Genomic DNA, 26,110 nt, shown 5'->3' with positions numbered 1-26,110 from the left:
CGCGGCGCTGTAATTCATGCTCTTGATTGGTGTATCCCGTTTTTCCGGGACCGCCGCGCACCTCCGGGCGACATTGCGTCAGTCCTTCAGGAACCCAGGCCCTTCGCCGATGATCTTCTTGTCCGGCTTCCCGATGGCATCGAGGTCGCGGCCGTCATAGGGCAGCGACAGCAGGATGCGCTGGATCACGGCAAGCCGGGCCCGGCGCTTGTCGTTCGCCCGCACGATGATCCAGGGCGAGAACTCCTTGTGCGTGCGCTCGATCATCTTGTCGCGCGCCTTGGTATAGTCGTCCCATTTGCTGATGCCGGCGATGTCCATCGGGGAGAACTTCCAGTTCTTCAGCGGCGACCAGCGACGGTCGTGGAACCTCTCAAGCTGCGTTTCGCGGCCGATATTCAGCCAGAATTTGAAGAAATGGATGCCTTCGTTGCAGATCATCCGCTCGAAATGCGGCGTCTCGTCGAGGAATTTCTCGTGCTGCTCCGGCGTGCAGAAGCCCATGACCGGCTCGACGCCGGCGCGGTTGTACCAGGAGCGGTCGAAGGTGACGAATTCTCCGGAAGTCGGGAAATGGTCGACATAGCGCTGATAATACCATTGCCCGGCCTCGGTCGGCGTCGGCTTGGTCAGCGCGACATTGCGTGCCGTGCGCGGGTTCATATATTGCCGCAGCACGAAGATCGTGCCGCCCTTGCCGGCCGCGTCTCTGCCCTCGAACAGCGCCATTACCCGCTTGCCGGTCGTCTGCAGCCAGGCCTGCGCCTTGACCAGTTCGATCTGCAACCTTTCGAGCTCCTTTTCGTAGTCCTCGCTTTTCATCTTCTTGTCGTAAGGATAGCCGCCGGCAGTCAGCTTGTTGTCCTCGATCCAGTCGGGCAGCACCGGATTGTCGATGTCGAACTCGCGCTCCTTGCCGCCGATCTTGATCTTGATCGGTGCCGTGGCCGGCACCGCTTCAGCCGTTTGCTTGGCTTTTTTCATCCAGACGAACCTTTCCAGTTTGCGGACTCATGCTATGGAGCCTGTGCAGCAAAGCGCCCTTCCGGGCGCAAAGATGCTGTAGCATTTTGATTTTGCGCATGAACCTTCGCGAAAATCGATCCTGATTTCCAGGGGCCCATGCGTCAGGCCGGTCCAGCGAGCCGGCTGACCAGTCGAACGGGATGCGGGGTGGCGCGGGCCTATGGCAGAGACGGGCGCGGGGCAGGAGAGCAGGGGGCAGGCCCTGGCGGCGCGGCTTAGGCGCAACCGCTGGCTGCTTGCCGCGGGCGTTGTCGCGATCCTTGTGGCTTATTCATTCGCCGGCGCCTCCATCTTGGTTCTTCTGCCGGCTTTGGCCTTGTTGGTGGCTGCTGCGATGCTGCCTGCCGATGCCGAGCGCCAGTCGGCCGACACGGCGGCCGACATCGAGGCCGGCGGACTGCAGCGGCTCTCCGGCGAGTATCTGGCGGCGGCTGTCGCCGACCCGCTGATCATTTTCGACCATTCCGCCGCGATGGTTCACGCCAACGCCGCCGCCTTCGCCGCCTTCGGCGGCCTGGCGCCGGGCATGTCTCTGGCATTGAAGTTTCGCGCGCCGGAAATGCAGGCACTGCTGGACGGCATCCTGTCGGGGCAGCTCGCCGCCGATGTGGTCGACTACACCGAAAAGCTGCCGGTGGAGCGGACATACCGGGTCAGCGCGTCAACGGTCGGCCATGCCACAGGCCTTTATGTGCTGGTGTTCAAGGATCAGAGCGAGACGCGCCGCATCGATCGCATGCGGGCCGACTTCATCGCCAATGCCAGCCATGAATTACGTACGCCGCTCGCCTCGATCGCCGGCTTCATCGAGACGCTGCGCGGGCCGGCCCGCAACGATCCGGCGGCGCGCGACCAGTTCCTGCAGATCATGCAGAACCAGACGGGACGCATGGCCCGCCTGATCGATGATCTGCTCTCGCTCTCGCGGCTGGAGATGAAACCTTATCTGAGGCCAGGCACCGCGGTCGATCTTCGCCAGACGATCGACAGCGTCATCGATTCGCTCGGACCGCTGGCCAGCGAGAGCGGCATCGTCATCGAGCGGGACTTCATCGATGGCCCGGTTTCAGTCCCTGGCGACCGCGACGAGCTCTTCCAGGTTTTCGAGAATCTCCTGGAGAACGCCTGCAAATACGGCCAGTCAGGCGGACGCGTGACCGTCTCGATGGCACGCGTCGACGACGGTCAGGACCCAGGCATCGACGTCACCATAAGAGACAACGGCCCGGGCATCGCCGAAGAACACATCCCGCGCATAACCGAACGCTTCTACCGCGTCGATGTCGAAAACAGCCGCACCCAGAAAGGCACCGGACTTGGCCTTTCGATCGTCAAGCATATATTGACCCGTCATAACGCAAGATTGTCGATCAAGTCGGAAGTCGGCAAGGGTGCGGCGTTCACGGTTCATTTGCCGGCTCGCTGATCATGTACCGGTTGCCAACCGAGATTTTCTTCTTTCTGTCATGCGGTTCGCGTATCAGCGACAGATTGAGGGAACGCACCAGCCGGCACAAACCGGGAAAGCATATCGATGCAGTCCGTCCATACAGTCAGTGCCTATGATGAAGAGCTGAAATTCCTGTCCAAGCGCATTGCGGCGATGGGCGGCCATGCCGAGCGCATGGTCGAGCAGGCTGTCGCGGCCCTTGTCAATGTCGACCATGGCCTTGCCCAGAAGGTCATCCAGGACGACATCGTCCTCGACGAGGGGCAGCGCGAGATCGACGACAAGGCCATCATCATCATCGCCAGGCGCCAGCCGATGGCGACGGATTTGCGTGAGATCGTCGGCGCGATCCGCATCTCGGCCGATATCGAGCGTGTCGGCGATCTTGGCAAGAACGTCGCCAAGCGCGTTGCCTCGGTCGACGGCCGCCAGCCCAACAGCCTTTTCCGCGGTATCGAGGCGCTTGCCGACCTGGCGCTGACGCAGCTCAAGGAAGTGCTCGACGTCTACGCCTCGCGCTCGGTCGAGAGGATCGGCTTCGTGCGCGACAGGGACGACCAGATCGACGCCATGTACACCTCGCTGTTCCGCGAGCTTTTGACCTACATGATGGAAGATCCGCGCAACATCACGCCCTGCACGCATCTTCTGTTCTGCGCCAAGAACATCGAGCGTATCGGCGACCATGCGACCAACATCGCCGAGACCATCTACTACATCGTCACCGGCGATCAGATGCCCGCCGACCGGCCGAAGGGCGACAAGACCGACAAGGTGGTGCTGCCCGGCACGGTGCCGGCTAAGTGAACGGGCGCCTCTCGAACGGTTTTCTGATTTAGGCTAAGCTGTTCCAGGCATGGCGAATTGTCAGTCGCAGTCTCGGGAGGTTTGCGATGGAACAAGTTCGAAACCTGACCCCGGTCTCGCAGCCAACGTCGGGCATCATAGCGTCAAGCGTCTATTTGGGCGGAAAGCGCGTCGCCGACATCGCGATCGAACAGGCGGGTGAATGGGCCGCCAAACCCGGCCATGTCGTCTGGATCGGCCTGCTCGAGCCCGATCGCAATCTTCTGCTCAGGGTGCAGTCGCAGTTCCACCTGCATGATTTGGCAATCGAGGATGCCGAGCATCCGCATCAACGCCCGAAGATCGAGCAATATGGCGATGCCCTGTTCATCGTCGCGCGCACCGCGCAATTAATCGAAGGTCGCGTCACCTTCGGCGAGACGCATCTGTTCGTTGGCACCGGCTACATCGTCAGCGTCCGGCACGGTCCGTCCACCTCCTACGCCGCCGTGCGCCAGCATTGGGAAAGCTGCCCGCACTCGCTGGCCAAAGGCGAGGATTTCGTCCTCTACGCCATCCTGGATTTCATCGTCGACAACTACATGCCGGTGCTGGAGCAGATCGAGGACGAGGTCGAGGCGATCGAGGACAAGGTGCTTCTAAAGCCGATGACCGGCGCCGATATCGAACGGCTTTACATGCTGCGGCGCGACCTGCTGCGGCTTCGCAACGCGGCCTTGCCGCTGGTCGAGGTCTGCCGCCGGCTGACCAGCGCCGAGCTGCCGCAGATCCATGCCGCCATGCATCCGCTGTTTCGCGATGTGACCGACCATATCCGCACAGTGCAGGAAAAGATCGACTCCCTGCGCGAGGTTCTGGCCTTCGCCTTCGAAGCGAGCCTTCTCGTCGGCCAGAGCCAGGAGACGGCGATCTCCAAGAAACTCGCCTCCTGGGCCGCCATCCTGGCCGTGCCCACCGCCTTCGCCGGCATATACGGCATGAATTTTACCGACATGCCGGAACTGAAAATGGAATACGGCTATCCCGTCATTCTGCTGGTGATGGCCTCGATCTGCTCGTTCCTGTACTGGCGGTTCAAGAAAAACGGGTGGCTGTGAGCGGAAGCGAATAGGGAGCAGCGAATAGGGAACAACGAAAAAACGGCTTGCTCCCTGTCACAGAAGCCAAGCCGTGCTATTCGCTATTCGCTATTCGCTATTCGCTATTCGCTATTCGCTATTCAGCGAGCGCGGCGCCGTTCCGCCGCCGGCTGGAACGCCACCCGGGAATGATACTTGCAATACGGTCCCGTCTCGGCGGCGTCGTTGCCGCAGAAGCTGAAGTCTTCCGAGAGCGGGTCGCCGTTCGGCCATTTGCAGGTGCGTTCGGTCAGCTCGACGAGTTGCAGGTTGCGCGAGATCGGCACCACGACGTTCTCGACCGGGCGGATGTAATGGCGAGCGACCGGCTCGGCGTCGAACTGTACTTGCAGCGCGGTGGCGCCGATGGTCGCCGTCACATGGCGCGCCGGGCTCGCGGCGCGAGCCACCGACTTCTGCATCGAGGCGCCTTGCGTCACCTTCTTCTGGCGCGCCGGGGCAGCCGTCGCGCGGCCGCGGCCCGACAGCTTCAGGCGATGCACCTTGCCGATGACGGCATTGCGGCTCACTCCGCCAAGCTGTGCGGCAATCTGGCTTGCGCTCAGACCCTCCGACCACAATTTCCTGAGAAGTTCTACCCGCTCGTCAGTCCAGTTCATGAGACCGCGCTCCTGCTAATGCGTACGGCAGCCAGAATCCTTTCCCGAGCCGGCTCTCGCCGGGCAAACGACACCACATGTACCGGGTGATTTAGGTCCGCCGCACGAAATATAGTTATTTCTCGACTACAATTACCTTATGCGCTGACTCGGTGACAAGAGTCCCAAAGGCAACACCGATTCGGTTTTTACGGTTTTCCCCAACTTGCCTGACTACTGATGAGCCGGCGTGACGTCGGGGCTTGCCACGCGCTTCTGCGTGACGTTTTCGTTGACTTCATGGCCGAAAAACATGATAAGCCGCAAAGGCCGCCGCATTGGCGGCTTTTTTGATTTCCGGTTCCGGAGACGCATATAATGAGCGGTTCGGCGCTTTACGAGACCTTTGCCCGCGCACCCTTGGCTTTCGACCGTGGGGAGGGGACCTGGCTGGTCACCGACAAGGGCGAGCGATATCTCGACTTCGCGGGCGGCATCGCGGTGAATTCGCTGGGCCACAGCCATCCGCATCTGGTCGCGGCGCTCACCGAACAGGCCGCCAAGCTCTGGCACGTTTCCAATCTCTACGAGATCCCGGAACAGCGCCGGCTGGGCGAGCGGCTGGTCGATGCCACCTTTGCCGACAAGGTGTTCTTCACCAATTCGGGCGCCGAGGCGCTGGAATGCGCCATCAAGACGGCCAGGCGCTATCAGTTCGTCAAGGGCCATCCCGAGCGTTTTCGCATCATTACTTTCGAGGGCGCCTTCCACGGCCGCACGCTGGCGACGATCGCCGCCGGCGGCCAGTACAAATATCTCGAAGGCTTCGGGCCCAAGGTCGAAGGCTTCGACCAGGTTGCATTCGACGACATCGACGCGGCGGAGAAGGCGATCACGGCGGAGACCGCGGCCATCCTGATCGAGCCCGTGCAGGGCGAGGGGGGCATACGCCCGGTGCCGACGCAGTCCTTGAAACGGCTGCGGCAGCTCTGCGACCAGCACGGCCTGCTTCTCATCTTCGACGAGGTCCAGTGCGGTATCGGCCGCACCGGCAAGCTGTTCGCGCATGAATGGGCCGGGGTCACGCCCGACCTGATGGCGATCGCCAAGGGCATTGGCGGCGGCTTCCCGATGGGCGCTTGCCTTGCCACGGATGAGGCGGCGACCGGCATGACCGCCGGCGTGCACGGCACCACCTTCGGCGGCAATCCGCTGGCGATGGCGGTCGGCAATGCCGTGCTCGACGTGGTGCTGGCCGACGGCTTCCTCGAGGACGTGCAGCGCAAGGCGCTGCTGTTGAAACAAGGTCTGGCCTCGGTCGCGGATGAATTTCCCGAGGTCATCGAAGGCATCAGGGGAACCGGCCTGATGCTCGGCCTGAAATGCGCCATGCCCAACACCAAGGTGAACATGGCGCTGCGCGACCAGCATCTGCTTGCCGTGCCGGCGGGCGACAACGTGATCCGCCTCCTGCCGCCGCTCACCGTCACCGACGAGGAGATCGGCGAGGCGCTGAAGCGCATACGCGGCGGTGCCAAGGGCCTGACCGACGCGATAGCGGCTGAAGCCGCGAAGTAATTTCTGGAACCTGCCGATGAGCGTCCGCCACTTCACCGACCTATCCGCCGTTTCGGCGGGCGACCTGCGCGTCATGCTGGACGACGCGGTGGCGCGAAAGACCAGGCTCAAGGCGGGCGAGCGCTCCAAACCGCTCGATGGCAAGGTGCTGGCCATGATCTTCGACAAGCCGTCGACGCGCACGCGCGTGTCCTTCGATGTCGGCATGCGCCAGCTCGGCGGCGAGACGATCATGCTGACCGGCACCGAGATGCAGCTCGGGCGCTCCGAGACCATCGCCGACACGGCAAAAGTGCTGTCGCGCTATGTCGACGCCATCATGATCCGCACCACCTCGCATGACCGGCTGATCGAGCTGACCGAGAACGCCACGGTTCCCGTCATCAACGGGCTGACCGACGACACGCATCCTTGCCAGATCATGGCCGACATCATGACCTTCGAGGAGCATCGCGGTCCGGTGGCGGGCAAGACATTTGCCTGGACCGGCGACGGCAACAATGTGCTGCACTCGCTGCTCGAAGCCTCGGCGCGGTTCCGTTTCAACCTCAATGTCGCGGTGCCGGAAGGCAGCGAGCCTTTCGAGAAATATGTCGACTGGTCGAAAGCCAATGGCGGCAAGGTCCGGTTTTCCAGGTCCGCCGAGGAAGCCGTCGACCAGGCCGATTGCGTCGTCACCGACAGCTGGGTCTCGATGGGCCAGGAGCACCGCGCTCGCGGCCACAACGTCTTCCTGCCCTATCAGGTCAATGCGGCGCTTATGGCCAAGGCCAAGCCCGATGCGTTGTTCATGCACTGCCTGCCGGCGCATCGCGGCGAGGAGGTCACCGACGATGTGATCGACGGTGCGCATTCGGTGGTGTTCGACGAGGCCGAGAACCGGCTGCACGCCCAGAAGGCGGTGCTGGCCTGGTGCCTGGGCGCTTGAGAGGGGCGGACCTGACCGCTTCCGGCCCGATTGGGGTCGACTTGATCCGGGGATATGTGATGCCTATCTGCGGGCCATCACGTAAATTGAACGCGCTTCGACGCATGCGGCTCATCGGGTTGCATGGCTGCGCCCCGGAGTTTTGTCATGTTGGAAACCCAGACCTTGGCTGAGCATAAACCCCAACTCGGTGAATTCGGCTTCGCCGGCGACGATCACGTCGTGCCTTACGAGGTCGCCCCGCTCGATGTGCGCGGTCGCACCGTGCAGCTCGGGCCGATGCTCGACGCCATTCTGAGCCGCCACAATTATCCCGAGCCCGTGGCCCGCCTGTTGGCGGAAGCCTGCGTGCTCACGGTGCTGCTCGGCACCTCGCTGAAATTCGAAGGCAAGTTCATCCTGCAGACCCGCACCGACGGGCCGGTCGACATGCTGGTGGCCGATTTCACCACGCCGAATGCGCTGCGCGCCTATGCGCGCTTCGACGCCGACCGGCTGCAGGGCCTGATCGCCGCCGGCGAGACCTCGCAGCAGGCGCTGCTCGGCAACGGCGTGCTGGCTTTGACCATCGACCAGGGCGCGCACACGCAGCGCTATCAGGGCATCGTCCAACTCGACGGCACCTCGCTGGAGGATGCCGCGCGCACCTATTTCCGCCAGTCGGAGCAGATCCCGACCGATATCAAGATGTCGGTCGCCAAGCTGGTCACGCCCGGCCCGGGTGGCGCACGCGAGCAGTGGCGGGCGGGCGGCATCCTGGCGCAGTTCCTGCCGCAGGCGCCGGAGCGCATGCGCATTCCCGATATTTCGGGCGGCGACGGCGACGACCGCGAGTTGACGGACCACCCGGCCGACAATTCCTGGCAGGAATTGTTGGCGCTGCTCGGCACCATCGAGCCGACGGAACTGATCGACCCGACTGTGGGCGCCGAGCGGCTGCTCTACCGGCTGTTCCACGAGCACGGCGTGCGCGTTTTCCGTGGCGTGCCGGTCGACGACCAGTGCTCTTGCTCGCGCGAGAAGATCCACGGCATTCTCCAGGGCTTCTCGGCTGAGGAGATTAAGGACTCGACCGAGGAGGGCGGCATCCACGTCGCCTGCGAGTTCTGCTCGACGCAATACGACTTCGATCCGGCCGAGTTCGCGGTGGAGTGACGCCCGTTCCTTCTCCCCGTTCTACGGGGAGAAGGTGCCCGAAGGGCGGATGAGGGGCGGCGCCAACGTTGGCGAAGATGGCGTCCGCCGTGGCGTCGCTGTCCTTCGCCTCAAGGAAATCTCAGAAGCCCGGTGCTGCCCCTCATAGCCCTGCCGGGCATTTCTCCCCGTAGAACGGGGGAGAAAGACGCCAATCGCCGACGGCTAATTCACCGTCCGTCTTGTCCCCGGCATGTCGAGCGAAAATGCCGGTATGGCGATATCGAACGTCTCGCCGCGGCCGTTGCGCATCGTATAGTGGCCGACCATGATGCCCGACGGTGTCGAGAGTGGGCAGCCTGATGTGTATTGATAGCTGTCGCCGGGATTGAGCTCCGGCTGGTCGCCGACAACACCGGCGCCGCGCACTTCCTCGACACGGCCCTGGCCGTCGGTGATGTGCCAGTAGCGCGACAAAAGCTGCACGAATTCGTCGGAGCGATTGTCGATCGTCACCTGATAGCCCCAGACATAGCGGTTCTCCGACGGATCGGATCTATCCTCCAGATAGAAGGGCCTGACCAGCACTTCGATGTTGCGCGTCACTGCGCGATACATGGGCCACTCCGGTTGCCGCCGCGGAACATTTCGTCGCGCTTCGCTTTTTAAACGCGCAGCGCCGACCATCCTGCCAGCCTTGTAGCGCACCTGCCGAAAAACAATGTCATTTAAGTGACACATGACAATGTTGGTGTGCACAAACCGTGCCGGGCGACTCGGGCGCTCTGTGACTGATGAAACGCCGTATGCGGCCTGAAGTAATTCCAGGAAAAGTGTGAGCGGTTTTCCGTCCGGAATTGCGTGAAAGCAAAGAGATAGAGTGACCAGATCTCGATGGAACTGACTATCGCAGCCGGCCTGGCGTCGTCAGCCCTTCTCCTCTCGAACCTCGCCAGCATCCTGCTCGCCGCGTCGCGACTGAAACGGCGCCATGTTATTGCGCCGCCGGCTGGCGCGCAGCCGGTCTCGATCATCGTGCCTTCGCGCGGCGTCGAGCCGTTCACGGAAGAGACCTTGCAGCGCGCCTTCTCGCTCGACTGGCCGCGCTACGAGCTGATCTTCTGCGTAGCGCACGCCGAGGACCCGGTGGTGAGGCTTATCGAGGCGGCGATCGCGCGCCATCCGAAGGTGGCCGCGCGGCTTTTGATCGGCGACGACCGCGTCAGCGCCAATCCCAAGCTCAACAACTGCGTCAAGGGCTGGCAGGCGGCCAGGCACGATTGGGTGATCCTCGCCGATTCCAACGTGCTGATGCCGAAGGACTATGTCCAGCATCTGATGGCGGCATGGCGGCCGGACACCGGCCTCGTCTGCTCGACGCCGATCGGCTCGCGGCCGGACGGTTTTTGGGCCGAAGTCGAATGCGCCTTCCTCAACACGCTGCAGGCGCGCTGGCAATATGCCGGCGAAACGCTCGGCCTCGGCTTCGCCCAGGGCAAGAGCATGCTGTGGAACAAGCCGATGCTGGACGCCAATGGCGGCATCCAGGCCTTGGCCGCCGAGATCGCCGAGGACGCCGCCGCCACCAAGCTGGTCAACAGCGTGGGCTTGCACGTCAATCTCGTCGCCTCGCCTTTCGAGCAGCCGCTCGGACAGCGCAGCTTCGCCGAGATCTGGTCGCGGCAGACGCGATGGGCGCGGCTGCGCCGGGTCACGTTCCCGCTGTTCTTCGCGCCGGAGATCCTGACGGGCGCCGCGGTGCCGCTGCTGCTGGCGCTGATCGCCGCGGCAAGCGCCGGCGTCAGCCTTTCCACCACGGCTTTGTGCGCGCTGGCGATCGCCTACCTGCCGGAAAGCCTGCTGGCCTTGGCCAAGGGCTGGTACCTGTCGCCGCGCAGCGTCACCGCGATGATCGTGCGCGACGTCATGCTGCCCGCCATCTGGGCGCGCGCCTGGTTCGGCGGCGCTGTCGAATGGCGGGGCAACGCCATGACCATCCACACCCGCGAGCTGACGGAGCTCGAGGAGATCGCCTGAGGCGATCTCCCGCGGTGTTTACAGGCCTATCTGGCCGCCTTCAGCGCCAGCTCGATGTCTTCCAGCAGATCGTCGGTGTCCTCCAGGCCGACGGAGAGCCTGAGCGTGCCGGGCCCAATCCCGAGTTCGGCCCGCGCCTCGTCGCTGAGGTTCTTATGCGTGGTCGTCGCTGGATGGGTGATCAGGCTCTTGGCGTCGCCGAGATTGTTCGAGATCAGCACGATGTCGAGCGCGTTCTGGAAGGCGAAGGCCGCCTGCTTGCCGCCCTTGACGTCCAGGCAGATCAGCGTCGAGCCGCCCGACATCTGCTTCTTGACGACATCGGCCTGCGGGTGGTCGGCCCGGCCCGGGTAGATGACGCGGGCGATCTCCTGCCTGCCGGCCAGGAAATCGGCGATCTTGCCGGCGCTCTCCGTCTGCTGGCGCACGCGCAGCGGCAGCGTCTCCAGGCCTTTCAACAGCGTCCAGGCATTGAACGGCGACAGGCTGGGGCCGGTGTGGCGGAAATAGTCGTGCAGGTTCTCGTCGATCCATTTCTTGTCCGACAGGATGACGCCGCCGAGGCAGCGGCCCTGGCCGTCTATATGCTTGGTCGCCGAATAGACCACGACATGGGCGCCGAGCTGCAGCGGCTTCTGCTGCAGCGGCGTGGCAAAGACGTTGTCGACGACCACGCGCGCGCCGATCGAATTGGCAAGCTTGGCGACCGCGGCGATGTCGACCACTTCCAGCGTCGGATTGGTCGGGCTTTCCAGGAAGAACAGCTTGGTGTTCGGCTGAACCGCCTTTTCCCAGTTGGCGATGTCGGTGCCGTCGATCAGCGTCGACTGGATGCCGTAGCGCGGCGCCAGCGTCTCCACCACCCAACGACAGGAACCGAACAGGGCGCGCGCCGCAACGATGTGGTCTCCTGCCTTGACGCTGCAGAGCAGGGCGGCGGAAACGGCGGCCATGCCGGAGGCCGTGGCGCGGGCATCCTCGGCGCCTTCCAGCGCGCACATGCGCTTTTCGAACATGTCGACGGTCGGGTTGGCGTAGCGCGAATAGATGAAGCCCGGCTCCTCGCCCTTGAAGCGAGCTTCCGCCGCCTGCGCCGTCTCGTAGACATAGCCCTGCGTGAGATACATCGCCTCGGCCGTCTCGCCGAACTGGGAACGCAATGTTCCGCCATGCACGAGTGCCGTCTGAGGTTTCCAGTTGCGCTTCTTGGTGCTCATAGCCCTGCTTCCAGACACAAAAAAACCGGCCGCGAAAGTCGCAACCGGTCCATATAGCCTTGCGGCTCGACGGTCCTTTAGCGACTTGTTTAACGTGGCTGCAAGCCGACCGGCCAAATCACCACGGGATAACGACCCTTTAGACCCACGCCGCGCTTGCGTCAATTGCCGGCTTCATTAAGAGGTTTGTACCAGCCGGGCGGCAAGAGCCTGCTAAGGTCCTCGCCCGGCCTCGTGAACGGAGCCAGCCTTTGCGGCAGACAGGCATTCTTCCGGATCAGGACATCGCGGCGTTGTTCGAGGCGAACGCGCTTAAGTCGCCGCGCGCGCTGGACAGCAACCAGATCCAGCCGGCCAGCCTCGATCTCAGGCTCGGCGACAAGGCCTATCGCGTGCGCGCCTCCTTCCTGCCGGGTCCCGATCATCTGGTCGCCGACAAGCTCCAACGGCTGAAGCTGCACGAGATAGACCTCACCGGGGGTGCGGTGCTGGAAACAGGCTGCGTCTACATCGTGCCTTTGCTGGAGAGCCTGGCATTGCCGGCCGAGGTTTCCGCCTCGGCCAATCCGAAAAGCTCGACCGGCCGCCTCGACATCTTCACGCGGGTGATGACCGATCGCGGTCACGAGTTCGACAAGATCGCCGCCGGCTATCACGGGCCGCTCTATCTCGAAGTCAGCCCGCGCACCTTCCCGATTGTCGTGCGCGCCGGCTCACGGCTGTCGCAGATCCGTTTCCGCATCGGCAATGCCGTGCTTTCGGAAAGCGAGCTGCGTGACCTTCACCGTGCCGAGATGCTGGTCGCCACCGAGCCGCCCAATATTTCCGGCGGCGGCATAGCGCTCTCCATCGATCTCGACGGCGACAAGGACGGGCTTGTCGGCTATCGCGGCAAGCACCACACCGGCCTCGTCGACGTCGACAAGCGCGCCGCGCAGGATGTCGTCGATTTCTGGGAGCCGATCTACAAGAGCGGCGCCGGCGAGATCGTGCTTGATCCTGACGAATTCTACATCCTGGTCAGCCGCGAAGCGGTGCACGTGCCGCCGCTCTATGCCGCCGAGATGACGCCCTTCGATCCGCTGGTCGGCGAGTTCCGCGTGCACTATGCCGGCTTCTTCGATCCAGGCTTCGGCCACTCCGCCGCCGGCGGCAGCGGCAGCCGCGCCGTGCTCGAAGTGCGCAGCCACGAAGTGCCCTTCATCCTCGACCACGGCCAGATCGTCGGCCGCCTCGTCTACGAGCACATGCTGAAACGCCCGCAGGCGCTCTACGGCACCGACCTCGGCTCGAACTATCAGGCACAGGGCCTGAAGCTCTCGAAGCATTTCCGCGCCGCGCGCTGAGACCGAAACTGCCAATCTCCTCCCACAAGGGGACATCGCCCAATCACAGCGCCTTCACCGCCACCTTCACCGGCCTTTCGATCTCCAGCGGATTGCGCAGCGGCAGGCCGAAATCCGGCGCCTCGATCTCGAACGTGTCGCCGGCCTCGGTCCTGATGCCGTCGGCAAAGGAGAGCGTCGCGGTGCCGAACATGTGCACGTGCACGTCGCCCGGCTGGCGGAAAGCGGAATATTTGAAGTGGTGGTGCTCGAGATTGGCGATGGTGTGCGACATGTTGGCTTCGCCCGACAGGAACGGCTTTTCCCAGAGCAGCTTGCCGTCGCGCCAGATGCGCGATGAGCCGCGGACGTCGGCCGGCAGGTCGCCGATCAGGATCTCGGGGCCGAACGAGGCATTGCGCAGCTTGGAATGGGCGAGGAACAGATAGTTCACCCGCTCCGTCACGTGATCGGAAAACTCGTTCGACAGCGTGAAGCCGACACGGAACGGCGCGCCGTCGTCGCCGATCACATAGATGCCGGCGATCTCCGGCTCCTCGCCGCCGTCCTGCGCGAAGGCCGGCGACATCAGCGGCGCGCCGGGCGCCACCGCCATCGTGCCGTTGCCCTTGTAGAACCATTCCGGCTGCACGCCGACCTGGCCCTTGGCCGGCTTGCCGCCTTCGAGACCCATGCGGAACATCTTCATGGAATCGGTGAGTTCCTCCTCACCGCCCTCGCTGAGCTTCTTGTGCATGGAATCGCGTGTCGCCGCTGAGCCGAGATGCGTGAGGCCAGTGCCGGTGAGATGCAGATGCGCCGGGTCCGGATGATTGATCGGCGACACAAGCCGGCCTCTCTTGTAGGCGGCATCGAGATCGACCGTCTCGCCATAACCCTTACGCTCGATCAGCGCTTCGAGGCCGGTGCCGGTGCGCGCGGCCTCCATCGCCAGCGAATACACGCTGCGTGCGCCATTGATGACCCTGGTCTTGCCGCCGCCATTGCGGGCGACGACGCGGATCGTCTCGGCGTCGTCGAGGATCTGGGAGATCAGCATGTTCGAATCCTCTCTCATTTAGCGGCCGCCCGCGGGCAAGCCTTACCCGGCGCGGCGTGGAGCGATCCCCGCCACGGTTGAAACTCTTCGTCCGGATTGCGTTCGCGAGCTCGGTCCTTGTGTGGACTTCTTGGTGCCGACGGGTTGCCGGCAGCTTCGCGATCTGAAACCCGTATGCCTCCTGAACTTTGTTCCGGCCCTTAAGCCTTGTTCTTGTTGTAGACGTCGAAGATGACGGCGCCGAGCAGCACCAGGCCCTTGACCACCTGCTGCCAGTCGACATTGACGCCCATGATCGACATGCCGTTGTTCATCACGCCCATGATGAAGCCGCCGACCACGGCGCCGATCACCTGGCCGACGCCGCCCATTGCCGATGCGCCGCCGATGAACACGGCCGCGATGACGTCGAGCTCGCTGCCGAGACCGGCGGCCGGCACGGCCTGGCCGAGGCGCGCCGCGATGATCAGGCCGCCGAGCGCCGACAGCACGCCCATGTTGATGAAGACGAGCAGCGTCAGCCTTTCGGTGTTGATGCCCGAGAGCTGCGCCGCCTTGGCGTTGCCGCCCATGGCATAGATGCGGCGGCCGATGGTCATGCGCTTGGTGACGAAGACGAACAGCGAGATGAGCACGCCCATCACCAGCAGCACGACCGGCAGGCCCCTGTAGCTGGCGAACTGGAACACCAGGAACAGCGCCAGCGCGCTGCCGACTAGCGTCTTGACGACGAACAGCGGGAAGGGCTCCGCCTCATAGCCGTGACGCTCGCGCTTGCGCCGCGTCCTGAAGCCGAAATAGGCGTAGGCGAGCACGGCGATCAGGCCGAGCACGATCGTCGTCATATGCAGCGTCAAGCCGCTGCCGACGATGGTCTTGCCGGCGGCATTGACCGTCGGCGGGATCAGTGTCAGCGGGCCGATCACGTCAGGAATGAAGCCGGAGCTCAGCGCCTTGAAGCTGTCCGGCAGCGGGCCGACCGACGAGCCGCCGCCAAGCAGCGCCTGGCAGATGCCGCGAAAGATCAGCATGCCCGCAAGCGTCACGATGAAGCTCGGTATGCGGTGATAGGCGATCCAGTAGCCTTGCGCCGCCCCGATCAGCGCGCCGACGATCAGGCAGACGATCGAGACCACCAGCGGATTCGAGAATATGCCCAGCGGCCAGATCACCATCATCATCGCCGCTAGCGCGCCGATGAAGCCTGCCACCGATCCCACGCTGAGGTCGATATAGCCGGCGACGATCACCAGCAGCATGCCGAGCGCCATCACGATGATGAACGAGTTCTGCTGCACCAGGTTCGACAGGTTGACCGGTTTGAACAGCGTGCCCGACGTCGTGTACTGGAAGAACAGCATGATGACGATCAGCGCGATGATCAGGCCGTATTCGCGCAGGTTCGTCGTCAGCGCCGAGACGGCGATGCGCGGACCCTGCTTGACGTCTTCGGCGACGCCGCTCTGCGGCGCGGGAGCGCTTTCTGTGCTCATGATGCTTTTTTTCCTTCTCCCCGAACGATTGCGCGCATGATTTTTTCCTGGCTGGCGTCGCTTGCTGCCATTTCGCCGACGATACGCCCTTCGTTCATCACATAGATGCGGTCGGTGATACCGAGCAATTCGGGCATTTCCGACGAAATGACGATGATCGCTTTGCCCTCGGCGGCGAGGCGGGCGATGATCGTATAGATTTCGTACTTGGCGCCGACGTCAATGCCGCGCGTCGGCTCGTCGAGGATCAGCACTTCCGGGTCGGCGAACAGCCATTTCGAAAGTACGACCTTCTGCTGGTTGCCGCCCGACAGGTTGCCGGTCAGCTGATAGACACTGGAGGCGCGGATGTTGGTCTTCTTGCGGTAGTCGTTGGCGACGCTCATCTCGCGCATGTCGTCGATGACGCCGCGGCTGGAAACGCCCCCAAGATTGGCCAAGGTCACATTGTGCTTGATGTGGTCGATGAGGTTGAGGCCGTAGGTCTTGCGGTCCTCCGTCACATAGGCGATGCGGTTCTCCACCGCCTTGCTCACCGACGAGAGGTCGAGCGGCTTGCCGTGGAGCGACACCTCGCCGGTGATGTGCCGGCCATAGGAGCGGCCGAACAGGCTCATCGCGAATTCGGTGCGGCCGGCGCCCATCAGCCCGGCAATGCCCACCACCTCGCCCTTGCGCACATTGAGGTTGACGTTTTTGATCACCTGCCGCTCGGCATGGATTGGGTGGTAGACCGACCAGTCCTTCACCTCGAAGATGACCTCGCCGATCTGCGGCTCGCGCGGCGGGTAGCGGTCGTCGAGGGAACGGCCGACCATCGAGGTGATGATGCGGTCTTCCGAGATGTCCTTCCTCGGCAAGGTCTCGATGGTGCGTCCGTCGCGGATCACTGTCACATTGTCGGCGACGCGGTTCACCTCGTTGAGCTTGTGCGAGATCAGGATCGAGGTCATGCCCTGGCGCTTGAACTCGAGCAGGAGGTCGAGCAGCGCCTGGCTGTCCTTTTCTGAGAGCGAGGCCGTCGGCTCGTCCAGGATCAGGAGTTTCACTTCCTTGCTGAGCGCCTTGGCGATTTCGACCAGCTGCTGCTTGCCGACGCCGATATTGGTGATCAGCGTCTTGGGATCTTCCTTGAGCCCGACCTTCTTGAGCAGGGCGGCCGTGCGCGTCTCGTTGGCGTCCCAGTCGATGACGCCATAGGTGGCGTGCTCATTGCCGAGAAAGATGTTCTCCGCGATCGACAGCATCGGCACCAGGGCAAGCTCCTGGTGGATGATGACGATGCCGATATGCTCGCTGTCGTGAATGCCCTTGAAATGGCATTCCTGGCCGCGAAATACGATCTGGCCCTCATAGGTGCCGGACGGATAGACGCCTGACAGCACCTTCATCAGCGTCGACTTGCCGGCGCCGTTCTCGCCCACGATGGCGTGGATCTCACCTTCCTCGACGCTGAGATTGACGTTCGACAACGCCTTCACGCCGGGGAACGTCTTGGTGATGTCGCGCATCTCCAAAATCGTCGAGGCCATCGGGTCTGCTCCTTGGGCGCATGGCTCCGGATCGGACTCCGGAAGGGCTCATGCGCGAAATCAACATACTGCGGCGCGTGACGCCACAGAAGCCGGCAAAAACAATACCGGGGTCGTTTTTGAACGAAAAGGGGTCCTGCGGCCGCGCAGGACCCCTTCCTGTAAGGCTGGATTACTTCAGGTCTTCAGCCTTGATGTAGCCGGAGTCGACGACCAGCTTCTGATAGTTCGACTTGTCGACCTCAACCGGCGTCAGGAGGATCGAGGGAACGACCTTGACGTCGTTGTTGTAGGTCTTGGTGTCGAGGCCGTCGGGCTTGCCGCCGGAGAGCACCTTGTCGACCAGCTCCACGGTCGACTTGGCCAGATCGCGGGTGTCCTTGAACACGGTCGAGTACTGCTCGCCCGAGATGATCAGCTTGACCGAGGCGGTCTCGGCGTCCTGGCCGGTCACGATCGGCCAGGGCTGGGCATCCGTGCCGTAGCCGACGGCGCGCAGCGAGGCGGTGATGCCGCGCGACAGGCCGTCATAAGGCGACAGAACGCCATCGACGCGGCTGCCGTCCGAGTAGTTGGCCGAAAGCAGGTTGTCCATGCGCGCCTGGGCGGTGGCGGCGAGCCAGCGCAGCGTGCCGACCTTGTCCATGCCCATCTGGCCGGACTTGATCTTGATCGAGCCGTTGTCGATTAGCGGCTGCAGGACCGACATCGCGCCGTTGTAGAAGAAGAAGGCGTTGTTGTCGTCGGGCGAGCCGCCGAACAGCTCGACGTTCCACGGCTTGGTGTTCGGGAAGCGCTCCTTGAGGCCCTTGACCAGCGAGTTCGCCTGGATCACGCCAACGCCGAAATTGTCGAAGGTGGTGTAGTAGTCGACATTCGGGGTTTTCTTGATCAGGCGGTCATAGGCGACGACGACGACGCCCGCGTCGTTGGCCTTCTGCAGCGCGTCGGCCATGGTGGTGCCGTCGATCGAGGCGATGATCAGCGCCTTCGGGCCCTTGGTGATTTCGTTTTCCAGCTGGCTGAGCTGGTTCGGGATATCGTCCTGCGCATATTGCAGGTCGACCGTGTAGCCGAGCTTCTCGAGCTGGGACTTGACGGCGTCGCCGTCGTTGATCCAGCGCTGCGAGGTCTTGGTCGGCATCAGCACGCCGATGAGGCCCTTGTCGGCGGCGTGCGCCGAATAGCTCATGGCGGCAATGCCAAGGGCCGCCACGGCGGCCAGCGTCTTGATGATCTTCACGATTACTCTCCCTGGTTGATGGACGCGACACCTCGGGGCTTCGCGGGCCGCGCAGTCGAGCAGATGCGCTGGCGCGCCTCTGTCGGCTTTATCGATCTCCGGTATCCTCCCAATCGGCCCCGCGACGCGATTTCAATCGATACGATTTTGCTCGCTATCGACCTTCACGCCTCGGAACGCGCGAAGGGTGTGGCCCTTTGACATAACTGTCAAATGCGATCTTTGGTGGTTGCTATATCGAAACTGATATAGCTTAAACGGCAGGCAGAAACCCGGTGGAGAGGCTTCGATCCATGGCGGCATTGCGCGATCTTGATGCGATTTCAGTGAGTTACGAGAAATTGCCGGGAGACGGCGAGACGCTGCTGCGCAGCGGCCTGAGCCTCCGCCACATGCGCATGATCACCGCACTGGACGATCACGGACGGGTGAGCGCCGCCGCACAGGTCATGAACATCTCGCAGCCGGCCGCCTCGCGCATGATCGCCGAGATGGAGGCGGTGCTCGACGTCAAGTTGTGCGAACGGCTGCCGCGCGGCGTGACGCTGACCCCTTATGGCAAGGCGCTCGCGCGGCGCGCCCGTTCGATCCTGCTCGAGATGCGGGAGGCCGACCGCGAGATTTCCGAGCTCAAGGCCGGCAAGGGCGGCTCCGTGTTCCTCGGCGCGGTGACGGCTCCGGCAATCGAGTTGGCCGTGCCGGCGATTCGCGAAATCCGCCGCATCTATCCGCGCATCGAGATCACCATGCAGGTCGAGACCTCCAACGTGCTTGCCCGCGAGTTGATCGCCTCGCGCCACGACTTCATCATCGCGCGCATTCCCGACGACCTTAACCCGCGGCTCTTCGAATCGCGCGTCATCGGCGTCGAGAAGGCCTGCCTCATCGTGCGCCGAGGCCACCCGCTGGCGAGCGGCAAGATGGTGCGGCTGGAAGAAACGGCGGGTTATGACTGGGTGTTTCAGTCCGGCGGCTCGCCGCTGCGGCAGGCGATGGAAAGCAACTTCCTCAACCGCGACATTGCGCTGCCCGACCGCATCCTCAACACCTCGTCGCTGCTGCTCACCCTGGTGATGGTGGCGCAGTCCGACGCCATCGCGCCGGTCTCGATCCAAGTCGCCAGGTTCATCCAGGGAGCCGACGGGCTGGCCGGCGCCATCGACGTGGTTCAGACCGAGTTCGACATCGAGGTCCGGCCCTACAGCCTGATCACGGTCAAGAATCGCGTGCTCTCGCCCGCCGCGAAAATGCTGCACGACTTCATCTTGCGCGAAGTGGGGTGATGGAACGAGAACGCTACTTGCACGTTCAAACCCATCGGTCGCTCACTGGAGCCCGTTGCGGGTGAGGGAAGAGCGGCCGATGCTCAACAGCTCGGGAGGTTTTTGATGGAACGTCGGTTATTTCTGACTGGAATGCTTGGCGTTGCGGGGGCGGCGGCACTTGCAAGCCTGGCTGGACCCAGCAAGGCTGTTGCCGGTATTCCCGGCGGCAACGGGATCCTGGACGAGCTCGACAAGCCGGACAATGCGGTGTTCGAAGGCGACGATCCGGCCGAGCTGGAGCTGGTCTCCCACCGCCGTCACCATCACGGAGATTGGTACTGGCGGCACCGCAGGCGGCGCCGTCGGCGCGGCTGGAGGCATGTCTGCCGCCGCTACTGGCGTCATGGCCGCTGGCGCCGTCGCTGCTGGCGCGAGCGCTACTGGATCAATATCTGGCTGTAGTTCAGGCCTGCAGTTGCCCTTAAGGGGATGGGTCTTGCACGATCGTGCAAGAGCCATCCTCGTCGGGCGATCCAAATGCCGTCTGATCCGCCGTTCATCTTTTTCGGGTTTTTGGCTCAGCTCGGCTTCTTCATTGCTGGACTGCCTTAATTTCCGTAGTTCGAATGGCGTTGCGTGCGAGCGTAAACTTCCTTTTCGTCCACAGGGACCTGTGTTCGTCCTTCCCACGGCAGGTGGGTGGCCGTGTACCGACCTGCTACTCTCACCGCATCGTAGGGCTTGGAGGGCCGATAGAATTTCTGGTCGATAACGCAAAAAGTCGTATCGATGTGGGCCTCAAAAACCCTATCGCCTTCATCGGTGAAATGGAGTGGCTTTGACCAGAACTGTTCTTCCCATTTCTGAATTGTATTGTCACGGTTGACTAACGTCTTTCCCGTAAACAAGTGGCTTCGTGAGATATCCAGGGCGAAGCCGGCTTTTCCAACAGCATGTCGCCCGGTTAAGTTAATCAGTTCTGTAAGAAAGTTGGCCGGCAGGCGAGCGTTAAAAAGGATATCAGGGTCGGTAACGCAGAAATGCCTTGGAAGATCTTGCTTCAGCCTATTTATCGATTTGTTTGGTCCTATGTTATCGCTCAGTTTTATGATTTTGCGGCGCGCGTCCTCCCTCCGCAACCAATCATGCATTTGAGCGCTGGTTGAAGCGTTGTCCACGAAGCGGATATCTTCAAAGCCTGTACCCCACAGTTGATCCAGCATCAAGCTACAGTATGTAGGGTTATTGAAACATGGTATCAGCACTGGGACCCTTTCCTGCCTATCATAGGAAGGCGTCGGCCATAATTCTCGCGCAACGTCGGTATGGGCAAAAACTACATTGCACTGGGAGTCGCCGAACTCCTGATCTCGAAAGACAGGAATGAGGCCAGCAGATATTAGCCTTTGCAATAGGCCGAAATATATATCCTGATCCTGCGAAAGATTTGAGGCTTTGAATTTGACAAAAGCGACAGCTGTTCGCTCAAGCACCTCCATGGCGTCATCAAAGACTTTTGAAGTGATATCCCCTGCATCTATACACAAGGCAATTTTCTGCCTGGGTGGAGGTGGCGATTTCGCTTGTATTCCCGCCTCATCCCAGTCGGCGCCGATATAGTAAAAGGTGTACAGCGTCATTCTGTCGATAGCTGAACTGAATTCATCGGCCAACGCAACATTGCCGAGCTTTCCCCCTCGGAATGCAGCAACATCCAAATAGCTATGAGTTCGTGGATCGATAATGGATGGATAGTACTTCCAGCGAAATTTCCGACGCCATTTCTCGATTCTTCTACGTATCGCTACTTGCATTTTGTAACCAGATTAAGTGTTTATAAACAATAGAACAATTTATTACGGCGCAAGGTTGGTTGAGTTCGTTTCAAGTTTATCATCGAGGTCTGATTTCGCCAAAATCTCTATCGTGTGGCGGCGCTTGAGCTCGGTCAAGAAACGTCGGCGCGCGGGCTCAATAAGGGCGGACGTTGTACCGCATTCATGGATCCAACCGTCAATTCGCTCAAAATATGCTTCTTCGAATGGGATATTGTCCGAGATCGGCAGCCGATCAGAGTTGGCCTTGCAGAGTTCACCTTCGTTAAGATGATAATAGACCCGGCTCCAGTTCAAGCCGCCAGTGTCGAGGCTATCCAGCCAATCCTTGCCGAAGTTGAGCCGGGTTGTGGTGAGCCTGTCGAGGTTGAACAAGGCGAAACCCGGCCACAGATACCAACGACCATCCGGACGGGTCATTACCGCGCCTGCTACAGTGGCGCTGACTAGCAATCTGAAAGGGTCGGTTTTCTGAATCGGGAAAATGTCGTGGTCGAGAAATGCTACCATCGACGGTTTGTTCGCCAGAGCGATGTTCTCCCATGCCCAATTGAGGGCGTATCCGTGCGATCTACTGCCGTCGGGCTTTCCCTTCGCCCAGGGGTTTCCGGGCACCGCGACGTAGGCTAGGTCGGTCGACGTACAAATGTGCTGGATGGCGGTCCTTGCGGCAAGGTCATCCGAGTTGTCGGCAATGATGTGAATTGCGTGAGGGATATGTCTGGCGATCAACTTGATCTGCCACTCGATCACCTGGGGATCGTTGAAGCTGATCGTAATCAGAACTTTCTGGCTACGGATATGGGGAAGGGCCATAGGGCCGGCGTGCCTTGCCAGCGCAAGCCGTTCGCGAATCTGGTAGCGCGCATGATTCTTGCGGTCGACCAACGGCCGTAACCTCAACCATTCACGGACAGTATATTTCGATAGGGTGCGTGGCATGCTTCGCTTTTTATACGTCCGCGACTGGTGCAACAACCGCAAGCTGTAGCTCATGCGGCTCTGGGTTTTTCGCCGGCGCGCCCAAGATGGCTCCCACGTGAACGGAAGCATGCCGAAATCAGGGCTTGGAGCCTTGCACGAACTGGAGCGGGTAGCGGGAATCGAACCCGCGCGTTCAGCTTGGGAAGCTAGCGCTTTTCGCGGGATTCCAACCGCTTGCCTGTAAAACAGGGCAAAATCGGCTCTAGATAAATCAATAGGTTACAGCGCATTTGTAAAACGGTCGAAAACGGGCGGGAGACCGGCGCTCAAAGCGCCGGTCTCCCCCCGTCGGACCTCGATCAATAATCGCCGTTGTAATAGCGGTCGTCGCAGGGCGCGGTGTAGATGCGGCCGTAGCGGTCCTGGTAACGGCAGAGCTGACGGCCGCGCGGCTCCTGCGGGGTGGTGGCGCTGCCGACGACGGCGCCGAGCAGCGCACCGCTTGCGGCGCCAATCACCGTGCTCTTGGTGTTGCCGCCGATCGCCTGGCCGACGAGGGCGCCGCCAGCGCCGCCAATCAGAGCGCCTGTGGTGGCCCGCTGCTGGCCTTCGGTCTGCGTCTCGCAACCGGCAAGGGCCGCGGTCATAAGCACGGCCAGAATCGCCTTCTTGATGATCATCACTAGAACTCCTCTGAAGCCCCAGGGAAATGACAACAGGTTGAAAACAGGGGCAATTTCGCCCAAGTGCGGGCGCATTGCGGCGGAACGGCGGCGGAGGTCGCTCACGAAGTGAATCACGGTTTCCCGGCAGTTGATCGCCATGGTTGCCAAAGAGGAAAGGCGTTCACAGGGTCCTAAGTGGAATCATGATGGTCGTAAGTTCCTCACCAGCTGCGTCTGCCAGGACCTTCTTGAGGGAAGTGGGGTCAGGAACAGCCTCGCCATCGTAAATCAGCCCCTCTACATGGAAGGCGAGAGCTTGTTCGGCTAACTCGCGCGCCTCGCCGAGACTTGCGCCAGCCGTAACGACCCCGGGGAAGTCAGGAAAGGACACTCCGTAATCGCTGGCGTCCTCTTTGTGGATCAAGCCGACGTACTGGCGCATTCCGTTCCTCTTGCCGGCAGGCTGTCGCCCGCTAGTTTAAAGTGCCGGCACGACGGTGCAAGGCGATGGACAAGTCTGGAACGGCCCACGGCCCTCCAACAGCGAGGCGACGAGGCCGTGCGGCTCAATATCTTCGCATGTCCACCGATCAGCAAATCTACTCACTTGAGAACCAAAAGGATGCGATCCGCAGTTATGCGGACATCATGGGGTATGACATTGTCGCGACATATGAGGACCCGGGCCGTAGCGGGCTCAGTCTTCAAGGGCGCCCGGGCTTACAAAAGCTGCTGTTCGATGTGGAAAACGGGTTCGCAGATTTTGAGACGGTAGTGGTCTACGACGTCAGTCGCTGGGGTCGATTTCAAAACGTCGATGAAAGCGCATCCTACGAATATAGATGCCAGTCGGCTGGAGTGCGGATCGAATTTTGCGCCGAGCAGTTCGCAAATGACGGAACCATCGGCTCTGACGTGCTCAAAGCTATCAAGCGGACGATGGCCGCCGAGTACAGTCGCATGCTTTCGCAGAGGTGCTTCATCGGCCAGAGCCGGATCATTCAAATGGGATTCCGCGGAGGTGCGGCGCCGGGCTATGGCTTCCGGCGTCTGCTAGTGGACCGGTCGGGTGAACCCAAAGGCATCCTGAAGCGAACAGAGTGCAAAAGCCTTGCATCGGACCGCGTGGTCAGGGTGCTCGGTCCGCCAGAGGAGCTTGAGACGGTCCGATGGATTTTCGACCAATTTGTAAACAAGGGAAAGACGAAGAGGGAGATCGCCAACGCGCTCAACGCCCGCGGGATGGTAACGGATCACGACCGGCCCTGGTCGATCCGTTCGGTGAAGACGGTTCTGACGCATGAGAAATACATCGGCAACGTCATCTGGAACCGCTCCAGCAGCAGGCTGACAAGTCAGCGGACCCGCAATCCCGCTAGCGCCTGGATCCGCGTCGAGAATGCATCCGCGCCAATTGTCAGCCCCGAGTTGTTCGATCGTGCCCAGGTCGAGGCAAAGGCGCGTCTGTTCCGTATGACCGACAGTCAGATGCTGGCTCCTTTGGCCAAACTTCTCAAAAGGAAAGGAGCGCTGTCGGGGAGGATAATCAACGCGGCCCGCGGTTGTCCCTCGAGCTCCCGATTGAAACGGCGCTTCCGGACACTCGCCGAAGTATATCGGCGGATCGGGTATCAGCCACTGCACAACTACGATTATATCGAGGTCAATGTTGATCTTCGTGACCGGAGGCAGGAAGTCATCCATGAGCTGGCGGCAGCGATAGAGGACGCGGGCGGTTCGGCTCGATATGACCCGGACAGTAAGCTCGTCACGGTAAACGGCGAATTCACGGTTGCGATCTGGATCGCGCGCTGTCGCCTCTCACGGCACGGATACCCGCGCTGGGCGTTCAGAAGGAGGAGATTGGCGGGGGCTGACTTGTCGGTATTGATCAGGATGCAGCCTGACGATACCGCGATACGCGACTTCCTCATTTTGCCGGGGAATGAGGCGAAGCGTGTCTTCCACGTCCTTAAGGCAGAGAATGGCTGCCCGCTCGATAGCTTCTTGTTTGCCACACTGGATATTCTGGTGGCCATGGCCAGGCGTGCGCCTGACCAAATCAGCCCACCGACGATGCGTCAGCTCCATCGCGGTATCGGCAGCCCTGGTCGCCATTTCGCCGGTCTCAAGCATGCACCTGAGCCGTCGAACCCTCTGCGCGGGTACGTTTTGCTGAGAAACTTTAGCCATGAACGCATGCGAATGCGTCGCTTCGTGACATCAACGAACGAACTGCGAAAGCACTGGGACAGAACAGCCCAGGCTATGCGCCAATTGATGACCGTCAAAGCATTTCGAGAGTTGCTGAAGAGCGAGGGGATCGAGACGATGCCGAGCATGCTGATGGAAACGATCCCGCCGTCCCATCTCGCGCTGATGAGGGCGGAACGCCCGCTTGCAGCGCACCAGATTGAAGGAATTTGCGCCGACGCTCTCGGCTTGCTCGAGAACTGCGTTGTTCCTCCGATCATCTTTTCTTACTTGCGCGAGGTTAGCTCCGACAGGCAGATTGAGATGGCAAAGATCATGCTGGCTTTGGGTAGCGTGAGGGCCGACTTCGCCAAGACCCTTGTCGCACTAACGCCGCGATCCCACCTTGCCGATCCCTCGGCGCGGCGGAAGCGGTTCCACGGCATCAAGGCGGCCCAAGTCATATCGATGGAGGCTGAATTTGGTGAAGTGACCCATGAGTTTCTAAACGCCGTGGCCACCCATGGTGTTCGGGCTCTCGGCCTCGTCGCGGCTCATGGTTATTTGGGCCGGATCCTGGAAAATCCGAAGGTGGTTCGGTATTTTGCCCGCGACTTCCCACTACAGTTTGCGCAATTCCAGTGGCTGCTGCAAATACGCTAAGGCAATGCGCTTTGCCGG

At 61.7% G+C, this 26,110-nt stretch carries 23 protein-coding genes and 1 riboswitch; of the genes, 11 read left to right on the top strand and 12 right to left on the bottom strand.

Going from position 1 to position 26,110, the window contains the following annotated elements:
• Positions 1–78: 78 nt before the first annotated feature.
• The gene (ppk2, locus tag DPM35_RS14105; RefSeq protein WP_112127906.1) at positions 79–984 is read right to left on the bottom strand and encodes a polyphosphate kinase 2; all 906 of its coding nucleotides are present in this window, start codon (positions 982–984) and stop codon (positions 79–81) included.
• Between the two features lie 202 nt (positions 985–1,186).
• Here ppk2 and DPM35_RS14100 point away from each other — a divergent pair, with 202 nt between their 5' ends.
• The 3 genes from DPM35_RS14100 to DPM35_RS14090 all read left to right on the top strand — a co-directional run bounded on the left by DPM35_RS14100 (position 1,187) and on the right by DPM35_RS14090 (position 4,380).
• Positions 1,187–2,452 (top strand): ATP-binding protein, encoded by a 1,266-nt coding sequence (locus DPM35_RS14100; protein ID WP_112127905.1) that lies wholly within the window; start codon positions 1,187–1,189, stop codon positions 2,450–2,452.
• Between the two features lie 108 nt (positions 2,453–2,560).
• Positions 2,561–3,283: a phosphate signaling complex protein PhoU gene (gene phoU, locus DPM35_RS14095; protein WP_112127904.1), complete on the top strand. Its 723-nt coding sequence runs from the start codon at positions 2,561–2,563 to the stop codon at positions 3,281–3,283.
• Positions 3,284–3,369: 86 nt separating this feature from the next.
• Positions 3,370–4,380, top strand: coding sequence for a magnesium and cobalt transport protein CorA (locus tag DPM35_RS14090; protein WP_112127903.1), 1,011 nt, complete (start codon positions 3,370–3,372; stop codon positions 4,378–4,380).
• A gap of 122 nt (positions 4,381–4,502) precedes the next feature.
• Here DPM35_RS14090 and DPM35_RS14085 read toward each other — a convergent pair whose 3' ends face one another.
• A complete protein-coding gene (locus DPM35_RS14085) occupies positions 4,503–5,021 on the bottom strand; it encodes a GcrA family cell cycle regulator (RefSeq protein ID WP_095819596.1) in 519 nt (172 codons plus the stop codon).
• A 357-nt stretch (positions 5,022–5,378) separates the two neighbouring features.
• On the opposite strand from DPM35_RS14085, the gene DPM35_RS14080 reads away from it, so the two are divergent.
• From DPM35_RS14080 to DPM35_RS14070, 3 genes are all read left to right on the top strand, one after another.
• Entirely contained in the window at positions 5,379–6,578 is a 1,200-nt protein-coding gene (locus DPM35_RS14080; protein ID WP_112127902.1) for an aspartate aminotransferase family protein, read from the top strand.
• Between the two features lie 16 nt (positions 6,579–6,594).
• Positions 6,595–7,506 carry an ornithine carbamoyltransferase gene (gene argF, locus DPM35_RS14075; RefSeq protein WP_112127901.1) on the top strand — a complete coding sequence of 304 codons (912 nt, stop codon included), beginning with the start codon at positions 6,595–6,597 and terminating at the stop codon, positions 7,504–7,506.
• A gap of 123 nt (positions 7,507–7,629) precedes the next feature.
• Positions 7,630–8,661 carry an Hsp33 family molecular chaperone gene (locus DPM35_RS14070; RefSeq protein WP_112127900.1) on the top strand — a complete coding sequence of 344 codons (1,032 nt, stop codon included), beginning with the start codon at positions 7,630–7,632 and terminating at the stop codon, positions 8,659–8,661.
• 204 nt (positions 8,662–8,865) lie between these two features.
• Here DPM35_RS14070 and apaG read toward each other — a convergent pair whose 3' ends face one another.
• Positions 8,866–9,258, bottom strand: a complete 393-nt coding sequence (gene apaG, locus DPM35_RS14065; protein ID WP_112127899.1) for a Co2+/Mg2+ efflux protein ApaG — start codon at positions 9,256–9,258, stop codon at positions 8,866–8,868.
• Between the two features lie 276 nt (positions 9,259–9,534).
• On the opposite strand from apaG, the gene DPM35_RS14060 reads away from it, so the two are divergent.
• Positions 9,535–10,677, top strand: coding sequence for a ceramide glucosyltransferase (locus DPM35_RS14060; RefSeq protein WP_112127898.1), 1,143 nt, complete (start codon positions 9,535–9,537; stop codon positions 10,675–10,677).
• A 26-nt stretch (positions 10,678–10,703) separates the two neighbouring features.
• Here the strand turns inward: DPM35_RS14060 and DPM35_RS14055 are convergent, their stop codons facing one another.
• Positions 10,704–11,894, bottom strand: a complete 1,191-nt coding sequence (locus DPM35_RS14055) for an O-succinylhomoserine sulfhydrylase (RefSeq protein ID WP_112127897.1) — start codon at positions 11,892–11,894, stop codon at positions 10,704–10,706.
• Between the two features lie 57 nt (positions 11,895–11,951).
• A riboswitch (SAM riboswitch) is annotated at positions 11,952–12,029 on the bottom strand.
• A gap of 116 nt (positions 12,030–12,145) precedes the next feature.
• Between DPM35_RS14055 and DPM35_RS14050 the strand changes: the two genes are divergently transcribed.
• Positions 12,146–13,240, top strand: coding sequence for a 2'-deoxycytidine 5'-triphosphate deaminase (locus tag DPM35_RS14050; RefSeq protein WP_112127896.1), 1,095 nt, complete (start codon positions 12,146–12,148; stop codon positions 13,238–13,240).
• Positions 13,241–13,283: 43 nt separating this feature from the next.
• Here DPM35_RS14050 and araD1 read toward each other — a convergent pair whose 3' ends face one another.
• The 4 genes from araD1 to chvE all read right to left on the bottom strand — a co-directional run bounded on the left by araD1 (position 13,284) and on the right by chvE (position 18,547).
• Positions 13,284–14,279 carry an AraD1 family protein gene (gene araD1, locus DPM35_RS14045; RefSeq protein ID WP_112127895.1) on the bottom strand — a complete coding sequence of 332 codons (996 nt, stop codon included), beginning with the start codon at positions 14,277–14,279 and terminating at the stop codon, positions 13,284–13,286.
• Positions 14,280–14,479: 200 nt separating this feature from the next.
• Positions 14,480–15,772, bottom strand: coding sequence for a multiple monosaccharide ABC transporter permease (gene mmsB, locus DPM35_RS14040; RefSeq protein WP_112127894.1), 1,293 nt, complete (start codon positions 15,770–15,772; stop codon positions 14,480–14,482).
• Positions 15,769–17,304: a multiple monosaccharide ABC transporter ATP-binding protein gene (mmsA, locus tag DPM35_RS14035; protein ID WP_112127893.1), complete on the bottom strand. Its 1,536-nt coding sequence runs from the start codon at positions 17,302–17,304 to the stop codon at positions 15,769–15,771. Before mmsA ends, mmsB begins: the two co-directional genes overlap by 4 nt.
• Positions 17,305–17,476: 172 nt before the next feature.
• Positions 17,477–18,547 (bottom strand): multiple monosaccharide ABC transporter substrate-binding protein, encoded by a 1,071-nt coding sequence (chvE, locus tag DPM35_RS14030; RefSeq protein WP_112127892.1) that lies wholly within the window; start codon positions 18,545–18,547, stop codon positions 17,477–17,479.
• 293 nt (positions 18,548–18,840) lie between these two features.
• Between chvE and DPM35_RS14020 the strand changes: the two genes are divergently transcribed.
• Together DPM35_RS14020 and DPM35_RS14015 are read left to right on the top strand one after the other, a co-directional pair.
• Complete coding sequence (locus DPM35_RS14020) at positions 18,841–19,830, top strand: LysR family transcriptional regulator (protein ID WP_112127890.1); 990 nt, start codon at positions 18,841–18,843, stop codon at positions 19,828–19,830.
• A 105-nt stretch (positions 19,831–19,935) separates the two neighbouring features.
• Positions 19,936–20,274, top strand: a complete 339-nt coding sequence (locus DPM35_RS14015) for a protamine-2 (modular protein) (RefSeq protein WP_112127889.1) — start codon at positions 19,936–19,938, stop codon at positions 20,272–20,274.
• Between the two features lie 146 nt (positions 20,275–20,420).
• On the opposite strand, the gene DPM35_RS14010 is transcribed toward DPM35_RS14015, so the two are convergent.
• The 4 genes from DPM35_RS14010 to DPM35_RS13995 all read right to left on the bottom strand — a co-directional run bounded on the left by DPM35_RS14010 (position 20,421) and on the right by DPM35_RS13995 (position 23,678).
• Positions 20,421–21,626, bottom strand: a complete 1,206-nt coding sequence (locus DPM35_RS14010; protein ID WP_146767954.1) for a hypothetical protein — start codon at positions 21,624–21,626, stop codon at positions 20,421–20,423.
• 42 nt (positions 21,627–21,668) lie between these two features.
• On the bottom strand, positions 21,669–22,535 hold the full coding sequence (locus DPM35_RS14005; protein ID WP_146767953.1) for a hypothetical protein: 867 nt from the start codon (positions 22,533–22,535) through the stop codon (positions 21,669–21,671).
• Positions 22,536–22,930: 395 nt separating this feature from the next.
• A complete protein-coding gene (locus DPM35_RS14000) occupies positions 22,931–23,251 on the bottom strand; it encodes a YMGG-like glycine zipper-containing protein (RefSeq protein WP_112127886.1) in 321 nt (106 codons plus the stop codon).
• A 166-nt stretch (positions 23,252–23,417) separates the two neighbouring features.
• Positions 23,418–23,678: a type II toxin-antitoxin system HicB family antitoxin gene (locus tag DPM35_RS13995; RefSeq protein ID WP_112127885.1), complete on the bottom strand. Its 261-nt coding sequence runs from the start codon at positions 23,676–23,678 to the stop codon at positions 23,418–23,420.
• A gap of 65 nt (positions 23,679–23,743) precedes the next feature.
• Between DPM35_RS13995 and DPM35_RS13990 the strand changes: the two genes are divergently transcribed.
• On the top strand, positions 23,744–26,092 hold the full coding sequence (locus DPM35_RS13990; protein ID WP_281004603.1) for a plasmid partitioning protein RepB C-terminal domain-containing protein: 2,349 nt from the start codon (positions 23,744–23,746) through the stop codon (positions 26,090–26,092).
• The last annotated feature ends 18 nt before the right edge of the window (positions 26,093–26,110 follow it).

The sequence above is a fragment of the Mesorhizobium atlanticum genome (assembly GCF_003289965.1).
Classification (GTDB): domain Bacteria; phylum Pseudomonadota; class Alphaproteobacteria; order Rhizobiales; family Rhizobiaceae; genus Mesorhizobium; species Mesorhizobium atlanticum.
This window is presented reverse-complemented; position numbering and strand designations above follow the sequence as displayed.

What these genes read in the sequence shown, in the direction of transcription:
- DPM35_RS13995 (WP_112127885.1), bottom strand. Translation starts at nt 23,678, where the DNA reads ATGCGCCAGTACGTCGGCTTGATCCACAAAGAGGACGCCAGCGATTAC.
- DPM35_RS14090 (WP_112127903.1), top strand. Translation starts at nt 3,370, where the DNA reads ATGGAACAAGTTCGAAACCTGACCCCGGTCTCGCAGCCAACGTCGGGC.
- DPM35_RS14060 (WP_112127898.1), top strand. Translation starts at nt 9,535, where the DNA reads ATGGAACTGACTATCGCAGCCGGCCTGGCGTCGTCAGCCCTTCTCCTC.
- DPM35_RS14010 (WP_146767954.1), bottom strand. Translation starts at nt 21,626, where the DNA reads ATGCAAGTAGCGATACGTAGAAGAATCGAGAAATGGCGTCGGAAATTT.
- phoU (WP_112127904.1), top strand. Translation starts at nt 2,561, where the DNA reads ATGCAGTCCGTCCATACAGTCAGTGCCTATGATGAAGAGCTGAAATTC.
- araD1 (WP_112127895.1), bottom strand. Translation starts at nt 14,279, where the DNA reads ATGCTGATCTCCCAGATCCTCGACGACGCCGAGACGATCCGCGTCGTC.
- DPM35_RS14015 (WP_112127889.1), top strand. Translation starts at nt 19,936, where the DNA reads ATGGAACGTCGGTTATTTCTGACTGGAATGCTTGGCGTTGCGGGGGCG.
- apaG (WP_112127899.1), bottom strand. Translation starts at nt 9,258, where the DNA reads ATGTATCGCGCAGTGACGCGCAACATCGAAGTGCTGGTCAGGCCCTTC.
- DPM35_RS14020 (WP_112127890.1), top strand. Translation starts at nt 18,841, where the DNA reads ATGGCGGCATTGCGCGATCTTGATGCGATTTCAGTGAGTTACGAGAAA.
- DPM35_RS14100 (WP_112127905.1), top strand. Translation starts at nt 1,187, where the DNA reads ATGGCAGAGACGGGCGCGGGGCAGGAGAGCAGGGGGCAGGCCCTGGCG.
- DPM35_RS14055 (WP_112127897.1), bottom strand. Translation starts at nt 11,894, where the DNA reads ATGAGCACCAAGAAGCGCAACTGGAAACCTCAGACGGCACTCGTGCAT.
- argF (WP_112127901.1), top strand. Translation starts at nt 6,595, where the DNA reads ATGAGCGTCCGCCACTTCACCGACCTATCCGCCGTTTCGGCGGGCGAC.
- mmsB (WP_112127894.1), bottom strand. Translation starts at nt 15,772, where the DNA reads ATGAGCACAGAAAGCGCTCCCGCGCCGCAGAGCGGCGTCGCCGAAGAC.
- DPM35_RS14085 (WP_095819596.1), bottom strand. Translation starts at nt 5,021, where the DNA reads ATGAACTGGACTGACGAGCGGGTAGAACTTCTCAGGAAATTGTGGTCG.
- DPM35_RS14080 (WP_112127902.1), top strand. Translation starts at nt 5,379, where the DNA reads ATGAGCGGTTCGGCGCTTTACGAGACCTTTGCCCGCGCACCCTTGGCT.
- DPM35_RS14070 (WP_112127900.1), top strand. Translation starts at nt 7,630, where the DNA reads ATGGCTGCGCCCCGGAGTTTTGTCATGTTGGAAACCCAGACCTTGGCT.
- mmsA (WP_112127893.1), bottom strand. Translation starts at nt 17,304, where the DNA reads ATGGCCTCGACGATTTTGGAGATGCGCGACATCACCAAGACGTTCCCC.
- DPM35_RS14000 (WP_112127886.1), bottom strand. Translation starts at nt 23,251, where the DNA reads ATGATCATCAAGAAGGCGATTCTGGCCGTGCTTATGACCGCGGCCCTT.
- ppk2 (WP_112127906.1), bottom strand. Translation starts at nt 984, where the DNA reads ATGAAAAAAGCCAAGCAAACGGCTGAAGCGGTGCCGGCCACGGCACCG.
- DPM35_RS13990 (WP_281004603.1), top strand. Translation starts at nt 23,744, where the DNA reads ATGGACAAGTCTGGAACGGCCCACGGCCCTCCAACAGCGAGGCGACGA.